Origin of the sequence: Gracilimonas sp. (genome assembly GCF_040218225.1) — a bacterium.
GTDB lineage: Bacteria > Bacteroidota > Rhodothermia > Balneolales > Balneolaceae > Gracilimonas.
This window is the reverse complement of sequence record NZ_JAVJQO010000006.1, coordinates 93,360-105,880: the sequence shown is the minus strand read 5'-3', so window position 1 is coordinate 105,880 and position 12,521 is coordinate 93,360. Positions and strand designations below refer to the sequence as shown.

The following is a 12,521-nucleotide window of genomic DNA, read 5'->3' as shown; positions in this document are numbered from 1 at the left end:
ATCCCTGTGCATCTTGAAATTACCTAAAGCACCATTGCAATGCCCTTGGTTTCCCCTCCCCAAAAACGATTAAATCGCCAATAAATAAGTTAAAAATTCACGTTAAAATTACCTAATTCCACTAAAGCTTCTTCAGACCATTCCTTTGGTTGCCATGCTCGAACATAAATTTTAGGCTCTTCATCGTTAAAGTCGATCAGAAGAAATAAATATCCTTCATCCGAGTAGTTAGTGGAAGTATAGCTCTGACGCATACTAATACCATAGATTCCTTCCTGATTGTTTTTCCGGATAATATTAAAAGTGGAAAAACCAAGGTGGATATCAGGCTTGGACGCAAACAGAACTTTCTGGCGCTCTAAAAACTCTTGTTTTGTTTGGCGGAGATACTCAACATTGGGCTGGGAAGGCTGATTTTGCTCATACGCAAAATTATTGCTGGCACTTTCATCAACCTTAAGCACACGGCCTGTGATAATCACAGCTTGTTCTGCAAACATAGTTCCAAGCTGACTCAAATCGCGGGTCATATAAGCCGTTCTGTATTTTTCAACAAATTTGATCATTACCTGACGCTTATCCCAATCTTTACCAAACTTTGAAGCCCTGCGAAATTCCTCATACATGCCATCCATAATTCCAAAGTTGATGTCGGTCATGGTTCCGGTGCTGTCAAAATCGGGTACTAGGTATTCCTTGCTTTGCATATTCACAGAAGGGTAGCGGGCGGTAGAAGATAGCTGCCGGAATTCCCATCCTTCCATTGTTTTATTGATGTCAGATTTAGAGGTATTGTTTGAAATGCTCAGGTTATTAAACTTCTCAAGGCTGGCCAATTTATTATCCAGAAACTCATCTTCTTTCCAAGCTTCGGTTTCCTTTTCTTCATTAAAGTAGGCCTGAAGGTTTTTGAGATGGTCTGGTACAATTTCTTTGAGTTCCTCAACGTCCACAGCCTGAACTTCTTCGACTGCATCAGTTTGTGCAAATTCTTCCATGAATGTATTCAGCGTGAAGCTTTCATTCATAGGCTCCAGAGCAACCTTTTGTTTGATCTCCTCTTTTTGCTTTTGAGTGATAGGCTGATCCAGGTCCAGTTCTTTCGGATAGTTGAAAGGAGGGCGTCGTACGAGTTCCCAAAGATCGCCCACTTCCTTAATCTCATCCTTATTTTCGTAATAAGAATACTTAACGTTGATTCTCAACGAATTAAATTGTGTGCTGGAACCGTACAGGTTGATGGTAGCTGTTCCGTCAATAGATTTTGCTGATACGGAGTTACTGCCGTCCCAAAAACTAAAATCGAGAGTTTCGGCTTTTTCGCCATCCACCAAAACAGCAACCGTAATTTCACGCTCTTTATTGGTAAGCATCTCGTCGGAAAGAATTTCAAAACGTACCGACTGTATAATATCAGGAATACGGAAGCCGGGTTCTGTATATAAGTTACTTCCGTTGTGCATTAAGGTTGATTCCGGAATGGAATTTAAAAGCACAATACTGAAATAATAATACTTCAGTGCGTTGGCATAATTTCCTTCTTCTTCAAATTCCTCTGCTTTATCAAAAATGTCTTTAACCAGCTGTTTCCGGTTTTCAAAAATCTCATTAACAGAAGATTTCATAATGTATCTGAACACGTAAATACCGCAATCACGTGGCTCTTTAAATGTTTTGAGGTTTTTAAGTTGAGCTGAAGAGTAGGTCTTTACAATCCCTTCAACTTCCTGCTTATACTCTCCCTGATTGTCAGTAATGCTCTCGGATACTTTATTGGTAAATGAAGATTCAATATTTACGGCAATTTTTGACAGAAGCTGATCGATGGCAGCTGATTCACTTTCGCTTTGGTTTTGGGAGCAGAATTCACCCCAGTAATAGTCATCACCGGCTTTAATGGTTTCGATATCCGGAGTTTGAGCAAAGGCATTCGATGATAATAAAACAGCGAAGAGCAGCAATAATATCTGTTTGCAGATAGAATTTTTCTTTGAATAGTACATTTTAATTATTGTAAGCTTACAATTTCTGGTTGTTCATTTTTGTATTGAGTCATGGTCATTCCAACAGAAGCGTTTATATAGGTTGGATCTGCAACGATATACTTTTTCCCTGAATGATAATGGCTGTCGCCCTGCACGCTATTGCCGGAGAAGGCAACGGCTGTAGCTAAATGCTTGCTGTATCGAAGTCCGACTACATCTAACCCCACCAATTCCTGCACTAAGTTAGCAAATAAAATGGATCGGTCATCACAATCAGAATAGGGATAAAACAACGTTTCTTCGGGAACCATATATTTTTCCCGGTCAAATTGATCCTGATCTGTTTTGTAGTCAAATGCCGTTTGCACAAATCTGAGCAAGAAGTTAACGGCTTCTTCCTCATTCATATCTGCAATAGCAGGCGCAAGCTTCTCATAAATTGACTTTTTAGACGATTCAGATAATGAAGCTGTAAAGAAAACAGGAAGTTCCGTAAGCGGGAAATATTCGAAGTAGGTAATCAAATTCTTATCGATTGAAACCGGAATGATGTAGTCCTTATCATTGAAAGAAAACTCTAGCGTCCGCGACTCAGTGTTTTTAGTATCGCCTAAATTTGGGAATTCTTTAATTCTCAGGTCAAGCTTCTTGCTTTGGCTTTGGTGCGAACCGGTGTAAGTGAAGATGGAGCTTGGAGTCTGCTTGTCTTCATTCAGGTCAATAACATAGTACTGCTCACCGTCCAGGGTATAGTATTTGGTATTGAATACGTTGTACTCTACCGCAAACAAGATATATACATCATTTTGATCATATCCAATGCGCACTTTATATCCGGCTCGTGTCAGCAAAAACCAGTTGTAAAGGTTGACAAGCTTTTTGTCATACCCTTCATAAACGGTATTGGCAAAATCGTTGATCAGCAGTAAATAACCCCAGTCGTTCAATTTTAGCTCTTCACGTACTTTATTGGAATAAGAGATGATAGGGTCGTGGTTTATGCGGCTGACTTTATCCCAGAATTCCGCAATTCTTTTGTTATCCGTTTTCCTCATAGAAAATTCCTGCGGAGAATATAAAGAGCGCAACTGAGCCGGATATTCAAACGGAATAGTAGAAGAAAAGTAATTGATATTAGCCGTCCGGGTTTCGATATCGCCAAACATCGACTCTTTAGGAGGCTTCTCAATTTTAATAGGCTCTGGTTCTGGTGCATCCGGAATATCGATATCTACCCGTTCACGAATCGGGGTATCATCTTTGGGAGCCTCATTTTCAACGGCAGGTTTTGGCGGAGCTTCCGGAATCGAAACTGGTTTTTTCTCTTTATAGAAATCAGAGCCCGGATTGATGCCTACCTCTTCCCATGTCTTTTCCAGCATCTCAATAAACTCTTTGTCGAATTTATCCTGATACTCTTTGAATTCAGCTTCTTGTTGCTTCTTCCATTTTTCATACTCCGTATCCTGAGCCAGAATACAGGTTGGAATAAGTATAACAGAGAAGAAAAAACTCAGAAAAACAGAGAAATATTTTTTCTCCGTATAAATGTTTTCGAAAAACCCCATTTTTTAAACCTCAACGTTACTTTTAGTAATATATACGGCAAAAATTCAACAATTTACCATGATAGTCAAATTAAAAAGATTTGTGTTGGTTGATAAATCATTTTATTATTCCTGAAACCAAATAATACCACAAAGGGGTAATCGATATGAAAATGAAATCTATTCTATTAACGTTATTCGCATTTACTTTTATGGTTTCTTGCGGGGGCGAAAAAGCTGTTACCAGTCAAAGTTCTATGCCGAACTGGATAATGGTTCCTCCGGCAGATACTGAAGAATACTTTTATGCACCGGGACAAGCTGAAAGCAGCCGTCAGGGAACTGCACTAAGAATGGCTCAGAGCAATGCTACCACAGCAATGGCTCAAAAGCTTGAAGTTAAAGTTTCTGCTCTGCAAAAATCTTTTGAAGAAGAAGTACAAAGCGGCCCAAATGCCAACTACGCAGCAACTTTCTCTAGTGCCAGTGAGCAGCTAGTGAACAACACTATGAATGGTGTTACCCGCGACCGTGCCGAGTGTGAGCAACTGAATCCTGAAGTTACCGGTGGTAACGTAAATCAGCGTTGCTACGTATTGGTACGCATGCCGGTAGGTCAGGCTCGTTCCGTACTTGAAAATGCACTTTCTAAAGATGAAGAACTGTATACCAAGTTCAAGGCTTCTAAAGCTTTTGAAGAACTGCAAAACAAACTTCATGAATTAGAAGACTAAATTCAAAACACTGTTTTTGTGAAATTTAGTCTCACATTCCTGATTCAGGCATTTCTTATAAATTTAGTACTCTGTGGAACCTTGTTTTCGCAGAGTACTTTTTTTTTGGATGAAGATGAGCAACCCGTTCTGATCTATCAATCTGAATATCTTCATGGATTCGGTGTAGAACCTGTCTATTCCTATGCAGCGGAGGAAGAATTTGAAGATGCTTGTGAAAAGGCTCTCGATGAGTTGAATAGCAACTTGTTTATGTCGGTATACATTGAGGAATTCAAAACCAATGACTATACCACCTACAACTTTCCGGAGTTAAGCGTCAGAGATACTGTACTTGCTTTTGGTGATACTGTGATAAAGCAGGACTCGGTGATTATTAATGAACAGGCCGTTTGTGTTGCTGCTCTGGCAAATAAATCCCCGGGCATCAATGTTGAAATGCCTTCTCTTTCCCGGTTATTCATAGGGCCACAAAAAATTGGGGATACCTGGTTTGCAATCGGTAAAACCCGGGCCACTTCCTACAATCCAAGTGTGGCATGGATGAAAGCCAAAAACAACGCTCTTCAGGACCTGACCAAGGCAATCCGTATTTCGGTTCAATCCATAGAACGACAACTGGAAGAAGGGGATTACACACAATCGGGCGGAATCACCTATTTCAAATCCAACCTGATCTATAACGGAATCTACAACGTCAGGAGATACACCACACACAAATCTTTTTTGACCGTCATCGCTGTCAAGGAAAGTGACGTTATTGAATATTAGCTAGTCTCGTCGATTAATTTTGAAAGAAGGATTTTTATCCTGCTTGAGCCGCTCCTGATCTATTTTTTCCTGGTACAGTCGTTCCACGTCTTTAAGCGTATCCACATCATCGGGAGATAGATCCCAGCGGATGGCCTTGAAACGCGGGAACCGGAGCGTGTAATTAGCCTTGGTTCTCTTGTTCACCTGTATATCATCAAATTCCAGTTCCACCACAATATCCGGATATAAACCCAGGGTAGGGCCATATTTCTCTGCGGTAATTTCTTTGATGCGGTCGTTCATCTTTTTCAGTTCTTCATCACTGTAGCCGCCATAGGCTTTCCCAATAGGGATAAATTCTTCCTCATACCGTTCATCATCCCTGACCGAAACACCGAGGGTAAAGTCGGAATAGGTACCGCCTCGTTTCCCGCTTCCGGTGTGGGCGTACATCATGATGGTATCGATGGAGCCGCTGGGTTTTTTCACTTTCAACCACGACTTCCGCCGCTGTCCGTATTCATACGTTGATTTCTTCTGCTTCAGCATGAGTCCTTCGTTACCATGAGCAAGGGCCAGATCAAACAGTTCTTCAATCTGCTCTTTGGATTGAATCTCCTGCTGGGTGGTAATCGGAAGATTATGTTTTTCGGAAAGCTTACTCAATAGACTTCGCCTTTCCGATAACGTATGTTCAAAAATGGGCTTACCGTCATGAAAGAGCACATCATATGAAATCAGAAGGGTGGGATATTTCTGAAGGATTTTTTTAGACGGCTTCTTCAATCCCATACGTTTTTGAAGAAGCTGAAAGGGCAGGATGGTATCGTCTTTGAATACACAGATTTCTCCATCCAGCACCAGCTCCGGTAACGCTCGTTCTGCAAAGAATTCCACAATCTCGGGGAAGGAATGGGTGATTTCATTCAAATCCCGGGAATAGATCTGAACTTTTTTACCTGAAACATGCAGCTGACAGCGCATCCCGTCAAATTTCTCTTCAGCTACATAGACGCTGTAATCCTCTACGGACCGGCTTTCAATCGGGGAGGCCAGCATAAAGGAAATGGGTTGAAACAGGGTAAACCGGGCTTCATCAAGCTGATTGATTTTAGCCAGCACCGCAGTTTTTCCAATACTCCCGGTAATCATGTGCACATAGCGCACTTCCTCTACCTTGTGTTTGAAGGCTTTGGCGATTGCAGAAACAATACTCTTTGATTCAAATCCGATACGCAGTGAACCCCGTCCCATAATTCGCAGGAAGTATTTGACTTCAAGTGGAGTCATCTGCGACCACGCGTCTTTCAGGATGTCCTGCTTGTCGGCTCGGGAAGAAACCTCGTAGAGCCGATTAAAAAGATCTTCTACCTGTTTCAGTGTCAATGCTTTGGGAAGCCATTTCTTTCTCGCCTCCAGGATATTATTGAACAGCTTCTCGATGGTTTCTGAGGAACTTCCGGTTGCTGTTTTGGAAGGCTTGAATACTTTCTCGTAGTTGATTTCACAGATTTCGGCAGCCAGGGTGGAATAGGTTCGGCTCCCAACTGACGCCCGTTTTCCGGACACATCAGAAAAAGCTCCCTCACCTAAAAATTGAGCGGCTCTTCTCAAATCCTCATCCTTTTCCAGCGACTTAAAATACTGTGCACAAATTTTGATCTTGGCATTGCTACCCCGCGTCTCGTTAATCTCCTGCGCGGTTTTAGCCAATGTGTGGAAGGTATGAATGTTTGAGGTTGTCACGAGTTTATGATCCTGTTCAATTAAAAATTCAAAATTAAAGATTAAAAATTGGTTTCGGTTTAGTTAAAGCGGAAGGAATAGTTTCCGAAGGCTTAGGTGGTTTTATAAATTCAAGTGTTGACCCATCTTTAATTTTAAATTTTGAATTTTTAATTCCCTCAATCATCCTCCTGCACCTCCATACCCAAAAACTGAGATGGAATATTACGCTGGTCCAAATAATGCTTAACCACATTGGGATTTGGGGTGTGCGTGATGTAAGTCATCTTGGGCTGAAGTTGTTCGCAGAGGGAAATCAGTTCAAAGAAATCCAGGTGGTCGGAAATGGGAATGAGTTTATCGGCGGTAAGCTGACTTCGCCTCGACTCCATAGCCGCCCAGCCGCTGCAGTAGGCAATGCGCTTCTTACGGACGTTGGATGCAAAGCCATTATTGACGGCCGAACTTGGACAAATCAGGATTTTGCCTTCGCAGGTCTCCCGGTCGTAAGTCTCATAACGGCCGAGATCGATGCCTTTCTCTTCATAGACATCACACAGCTTGAAGCCGGCTCCGTGAATCTGCACGGGGTGATTTAAATCCTTTACCAAATGCATGATCTCCTGTGCCTTTCCGAGATTGTACGCCAGAAAAACCGGTGTATATCCTTCATCCAAAGCGGACTTCGCGAAGCCGTAAATGTCTGCTTTCAGTTCATCATAGCTTTGCCATTTATACACGGGCAGACTAAAGGTCGCTTCGGTGATAAAACTGTCGATTTGAGCATCGGGGAGTTCGAAACCTTCGGTGGCGGGAGAGGGAGGGGTGCGGTAATCACCGGTGTAGAGCAGGTTGCCGAAGTCGGATTCCACGAACGTCATGGCGGAGCCGAGAATATGTCCGGCAGGATAGAAAGTAACTCTGGCGTTCTCAGTTTCTATAGATTGCTTAAAGGGGAGTTCCCGCACCTCGTATTTGGCGCCCCGGAGAGTCATGAATTTTTTGGTAGGTGGAGTGGCATACACTGCTTTGGCATTGGAGCTCCAGGGAATATGATCCGCATGACCGTGAGAGACAAACACGTGTTTCGCCTGCTTTCCGCTATAGTCCAGCCCAATGCCCAGCTGGGGCAGCAATATTCCATGATTTCCGGCCTTGGTGATTTTGAGCATGTGTGTTTAAATATGGGCTGTCATTGCGAGGAGGTAACAAGGTTTGAATTCGAAATGTAGGGTTTACGACGCGGCGATCTCCCAGAATTATTTAGGAATTCGTTTCCGGGAGATTGCTTCGTCGTTTAACTATTTAGTCCTGTTTACAGCTTGTGTAGGCTCCTCGCAATGACAGTCTTATCTGTTATTCAATTCATTCACTACCCTAAACTAAGAAGAGCGGGTGACAGTTCGTGGCATGTTATTTCGTTTAACTTTTTGTAAGAAATTGTTCCATATGATTTTTAGGTTGTATTAATTTCGATAAGGTTTTACAAAATAGTTAGGACATGCTTTTTGAAGAAAAAGAAAGAAATGACTTTTCATTGGCCAAACACCAAGAGAGTACGTTTGAATATTATGATCGGAGTGCTACAGAATTAGCAGTTAAAGTGAGAACTTTATTAAATAAATGGTTTGAAAACTACCCTGAAGAAGACAAAAACAATTTACAGAGTAGGTTGGAGTATGAATTTGAGAGTTGCTTTTTTGAGTTAGTAGTTTTTCAATTATTCAAAAAAATGGGCTATGAAATCGAAATCCACCCATCATTACCAGATTCTAAGAAGTCACCAGATTTTTTAATGAAAAAGGGAGTAGATGAGATTTATGTAGAGGCTAAAGCCATAAAAGATGATACTGAAAATGCACATAATAAAATTAGAGCAAGAGTATTGGATAGGCTTAATAGAATTAATACTCCAAATTTCTATCTCAGTATAAATGAATTTGTTTTAAAAAAGATAAAATCGCCCAGCGAAAAGAAAATCTCAGTATACATTGAGAATGAAATCAAAAAATTTGATCCGGATGAGGTAATTGAAAATAAGAACAAATATTTAGACAGGTTTGGACCACAAATTATCTATGAAAATGAGAAAGTAAAATTAGAAGTAACTTTAATACCAATAAAAAAAGAATTTAGGGGGAGAAAAGATAGAAAGGGTTCAATTGGCGTATATGGAGATTATGGAGTAAAATGGAATAATATAGTTGAGGTTTTAACTAACGCCTTATCAAAGAAGGCAGGTTACTATGGAAAACTGAATAAACCGTTCATTGTATTTATTAACTATGTTGGTGATCATATACTTAGCCAACATAATATTTACGATACTTTATTTGGGAGAGAAAAAGTCATTTTTGAGAACAAAAAACCTGTGAGCATTCAAAGAGAGTTAGAAGGGTTTTTTGGTGATGGTTTAAATCCAAATTATAAAAGATTATCCGGTGTGTTTTTTACCAGGATTTTTCCTTCAAACTTACATGTTGCAGAACATTGGTTAGTAAAGCATCCCTTTTCGAATAAATCAATAGATATGAATATGATTGATCTTAAAAGAATAGAATTAAAAACTGACAGGATAATAGAGTTTCCTGGAAAAAAAGTTAGCGAAGTCCTTGGTATACCTGAGGATTGGTTTATTCCAAATTTCTAATTTCGTTCGGCTGTTCTAATACTAATAACACTAGTCTAAACCATTCTTCCACTTACCGCTGGAGTAACTCAAACTTTCATTTAGAAGAAAAAATAATTTCGTCTAGACAGAAATTCAGGAACATATAGACGAAAATTTCAAAACATAAGCATGTCTTCTCCAATCGATGCTTATGTCTTTTGTGATTCGTAGTAGTATCTATTTGATTCCGGTAATGGCTGGCCTCTTGTCCTGGCCAAAACCCAGATGTTGTCATCCTGAGTGCGTAGTACTAAGCGAGGGGCACGTAGTTTAACACGAAGGATCTCAAAGGTTGAATTATTTGGCATGTCTGAATTTGAGATCCTTCGCGTTCATGCCTGGAAATCTCTGGTAAAAAATGGGGCGCTCAGGATGACAACTTAAGTAGTTCATAAAGTTTTCCTTTACTCAAGCGCCAGAGAAAGGACAGGGTTTAGAAATGAAGAGTGAAGACAAATTAAAAAAAAGACTCTCAGAATACAGCCATCCGATTTGCATATTGCGCTTGTTTGCCAGAATGCTTAGATAGAATACAACCCTAAAAAACCTCTGCTATGAATCGCATTGTTGCTATTGCACTCCTCCTCGCCGGCGCTCTCCTTCTTTATTTTGGTTACCAGGAATACAACTCGCTGGGTTCAGAACTTGATCAAGCCTTTGGCGGATCGGGCTCTACCGATGCTATCGTGATGCTTGTTGTTGGAGTTGTAGCTGTTATTTTAGGTGGATCGAGGCTGGCTAAGAAAAAGTAGCCAAAGTTTGATCTGTTTTCCAGAATTGAGTTTGAGATCCTTCGCGTTTTACAGCGAGTCCTAAAAATAAATCACTTCGCTCAGGATGACAGCGAAGGTGGAAAGCAAGGTCAGCCTACTCTTCTTCCGGGGCCTGTGGTATTTCAGCATCTTCTTTGGGAAATAGCATGGAAGCGACAATAGAAGCAGTCAAGGCAAATCCTACAAAGCCAAGTGCCCAGGGAGTGGGAACGTGATAAAAATCAGCAATCAGCATTTTGATTCCCACAAAAGAAAGGATCGCCGCCAAGCCGTAGTGCAGGTAGTGGAACAGTTTCATCACCCCGTTTAGCGCAAAGTACAGGGCGCGCAATCCTAAAATGGCGAAGGCGTTGGAGCTGTATACCAGGAACTCATCGGTGGTGATGGCGAGGATGGCGGGAATGGAGTCGATGGCAAATACCACATCGGTTGTTTCAATCACAATAAGTACCACAAAAAGCGGGGTAGCCATCAGCTTTCCATTGACGCGGGTGAGGAAATGCGGTCCGTCAAATTTGTTAGTGACGGGGATAAATTTTCGTGTCAGTTTGAGCAGCGGGTTACGCTCGGGGTGGACTTCCTTTTCCGTCTCAAAAGCCATTTTCAATCCGGTATAAACCAGGAATGCTCCGAAGATGTAGACGATCCATTCAAAGCGTTCGATGAGAGCCACTCCTAAAAAGATGAACAGGAACCGAAGAACGAGTGCTCCGAAAATCCCCCAGAAAAGCACTTTATGCTGGTACTTAGGCGGAACGCCGAAATAGGAGAACACAAGGATAAACACGAAGATGTTATCTACGCTGAGGGATTTCTCAATCAGGTAGCCGGTGAAGTAATCGAGAGAGCTGGCCGGGTCCATATAGAAGTAAATCCCGACACCAAATACACAGGCAAGGAAAATCCAGACCCCTGTCCATACCAATGATTCCTTGATGCTGATTTCATGTTCATTGCGATTAAAGACCATCAGGTCTATAATCAGCATGGCTACAATAAAAATGTTGAAAACAATCCAGAGCGTGAGGCTGTGTTCCATTACTCGATGACCATGGCCTCGTCTTGTGATTCCAGCTCTTCAGGTATGGAGCTTTTTATGATATCGGCAAAGGCTTCAATCAGGTTTTTCTTCAAAAACTCGCGGCTGTACACAAGCCGGATTTTACGGGATGGAATCGGGTCCTCAAACTGTTTTACAACCCCATTGGCACAGCGGGTGTCGTAATCATTCATCGCGAGGTAGGGCATCAGGGTGATACCAAAGTTCTGTTCCACCAGGCGCTTGAGCGTTTCCAGGTTGCCGCTTTCAAAAATGATCGGCGCTTTATTGAGCTTCTCGTTATTCTGCTTGCAGATCTTGATGGTTTGGTCGCGGAAGCAGTGGCCTTCATTCAGCAGCCAAAGATCTTCTTTGTAGAGATCGTCGATGCAAAGCTTGTCTTTTTTGGCCAGTTCATGATCGGCACTTACATATCCCAGGAAAGGTTCCAGGAACAGGTCTTTTTCATACATGTGCTTGTCGGTGGGTGTAGCTATGATGCCGACATCAAAATAGTCTTCGTTCAGTCCTTTCAGCACTTCTGCGGTTAGGGCTTCTTCAAAAATGAGTTCAACCTCCGGATAGGTGTCTACAAAAGATTTCAGGAAAAGAGGAACTAAATAAGGGGCAATGGTTGGGATGATCCCCACACGAAAGGTGCCCCGGAGATTGTCTCCCTGAACGGCCACCATATCTTCGATATGCTTGGCTCCGCTCAGAATAAGCTTGGCCTGCTCGATGATTTCTTCACCCATGGCAGTGGGAACAACCGGCGTCTTTGAACGATCAAATATAAGTACACCAAGTTCATCCTCCAGCTTCTGAATCTGCATACTAAGGGTAGGCTGGGTGATGTATATTTTTTGGGCTGCTGTGGCAAAATGCCGGTGTTTATCAACAGCAACGATGTAAGAAAGCTGGGTTAATGTCATATTCTTGAAAATAATTGAACTCTAAGGTAAAGAAACCATTTTATAATACTAACAGGCTTAAAATAGAACATTAAATACAAAAAGGTAGATTTGTGAAGAAACATATTTTCATATCTGGACGTGTTCAGGGTGTGGGATTCCGGCATTTCACAAAAACGAACGCACGGTCGCTCGGGGTTAAGGGCTGGGTCAAGAATCTGCAGGATGGCAGGGTTGAAGCTGTTTTGCAGGGAGATGAAAAACTGGTGAATCAGCTCATTGAAAAATGTAAGAAAGGACCACGCTCAGCCTATGTTCAAAACCTGGACGTGAAAGAGGAGAATAGCGGCGAATCATACACTACTTTCGATGTCAGGTTTTGA

The 12,521-nt window shown here is 41.7% G+C and carries 11 protein-coding genes; 5 read left to right on the top strand and 6 right to left on the bottom strand.

Annotated features, from left to right (window positions below; genetic code table 11):
* Nucleotides 1-89: 89 nt before the first annotated feature.
* Together RIB15_RS07665 and RIB15_RS07660 are read right to left on the bottom strand one after the other, a co-directional pair.
* Nucleotides 90-2,003 (bottom strand): hypothetical protein, encoded by a 1,914-nt coding sequence (locus RIB15_RS07665; protein WP_350201566.1) that lies wholly within the window; start codon nt 2,001-2,003, stop codon nt 90-92.
* Nucleotides 2,004-2,008: 5 nt separating this feature from the next.
* On the bottom strand, nt 2,009-3,553 hold the full coding sequence (locus RIB15_RS07660) for a hypothetical protein (protein ID WP_350201565.1): 1,545 nt from the start codon (nt 3,551-3,553) through the stop codon (nt 2,009-2,011).
* A gap of 152 nt (nt 3,554-3,705) precedes the next feature.
* On the opposite strand from RIB15_RS07660, the gene RIB15_RS07655 reads away from it, so the two are divergent.
* On the top strand, nt 3,706-4,266 hold the full coding sequence (locus tag RIB15_RS07655) for an LPP20 family lipoprotein (protein WP_350201564.1): 561 nt from the start codon (nt 3,706-3,708) through the stop codon (nt 4,264-4,266).
* Between the two features lie 18 nt (nt 4,267-4,284).
* Nucleotides 4,285-5,037, top strand: a complete 753-nt coding sequence (locus RIB15_RS07650; protein WP_350201563.1) for a hypothetical protein — start codon at nt 4,285-4,287, stop codon at nt 5,035-5,037.
* Here the strand turns inward: RIB15_RS07650 and RIB15_RS07645 are convergent, their stop codons facing one another.
* A complete protein-coding gene (locus RIB15_RS07645) occupies nt 5,038-6,765 on the bottom strand; it encodes an ATP-dependent DNA ligase (protein WP_350201562.1) in 1,728 nt (575 codons plus the stop codon).
* Nucleotides 6,766-6,923: 158 nt separating this feature from the next.
* Nucleotides 6,924-7,826: a hypothetical protein gene (locus RIB15_RS07640; protein ID WP_350201561.1), complete on the bottom strand. Its 903-nt coding sequence runs from the start codon at nt 7,824-7,826 to the stop codon at nt 6,924-6,926.
* A gap of 419 nt (nt 7,827-8,245) precedes the next feature.
* On the opposite strand from RIB15_RS07640, the gene RIB15_RS07635 reads away from it, so the two are divergent.
* Both RIB15_RS07635 and RIB15_RS07630 read left to right on the top strand, forming a co-directional pair.
* On the top strand, nt 8,246-9,394 hold the full coding sequence (locus RIB15_RS07635; RefSeq protein ID WP_350201560.1) for a hypothetical protein: 1,149 nt from the start codon (nt 8,246-8,248) through the stop codon (nt 9,392-9,394).
* Between the two features lie 575 nt (nt 9,395-9,969).
* A complete protein-coding gene (locus RIB15_RS07630; protein WP_350201559.1) occupies nt 9,970-10,167 on the top strand; it encodes a DUF3185 family protein in 198 nt (65 codons plus the stop codon).
* A 115-nt stretch (nt 10,168-10,282) separates the two neighbouring features.
* On the opposite strand, the gene RIB15_RS07625 is transcribed toward RIB15_RS07630, so the two are convergent.
* On the bottom strand, nt 10,283-11,227 hold the full coding sequence (locus RIB15_RS07625; protein WP_350201558.1) for a TerC family protein: 945 nt from the start codon (nt 11,225-11,227) through the stop codon (nt 10,283-10,285).
* Nucleotides 11,227-12,159 carry a hydrogen peroxide-inducible genes activator gene (locus RIB15_RS07620; protein ID WP_350201557.1) on the bottom strand — a complete coding sequence of 311 codons (933 nt, stop codon included), beginning with the start codon at nt 12,157-12,159 and terminating at the stop codon, nt 11,227-11,229. Before RIB15_RS07620 ends, RIB15_RS07625 begins: the two co-directional genes overlap by 1 nt.
* 92 nt (nt 12,160-12,251) lie before the next feature.
* On the opposite strand from RIB15_RS07620, the gene RIB15_RS07615 reads away from it, so the two are divergent.
* A complete protein-coding gene (locus RIB15_RS07615; protein WP_350201556.1) occupies nt 12,252-12,521 on the top strand; it encodes an acylphosphatase in 270 nt (89 codons plus the stop codon).

What these genes read in the sequence shown, in the direction of transcription:
- RIB15_RS07665 (WP_350201566.1), bottom strand. Translation starts at nt 2,003, where the DNA reads ATGTACTATTCAAAGAAAAATTCTATCTGCAAACAGATATTATTGCTG.
- RIB15_RS07660 (WP_350201565.1), bottom strand. Translation starts at nt 3,553, where the DNA reads ATGGGGTTTTTCGAAAACATTTATACGGAGAAAAAATATTTCTCTGTT.
- RIB15_RS07655 (WP_350201564.1), top strand. Translation starts at nt 3,706, where the DNA reads ATGAAATCTATTCTATTAACGTTATTCGCATTTACTTTTATGGTTTCT.
- RIB15_RS07635 (WP_350201560.1), top strand. Translation starts at nt 8,246, where the DNA reads ATGCTTTTTGAAGAAAAAGAAAGAAATGACTTTTCATTGGCCAAACAC.
- RIB15_RS07630 (WP_350201559.1), top strand. Translation starts at nt 9,970, where the DNA reads ATGAATCGCATTGTTGCTATTGCACTCCTCCTCGCCGGCGCTCTCCTT.
- RIB15_RS07625 (WP_350201558.1), bottom strand. Translation starts at nt 11,227, where the DNA reads ATGGAACACAGCCTCACGCTCTGGATTGTTTTCAACATTTTTATTGTA.
- RIB15_RS07620 (WP_350201557.1), bottom strand. Translation starts at nt 12,159, where the DNA reads ATGACATTAACCCAGCTTTCTTACATCGTTGCTGTTGATAAACACCGG.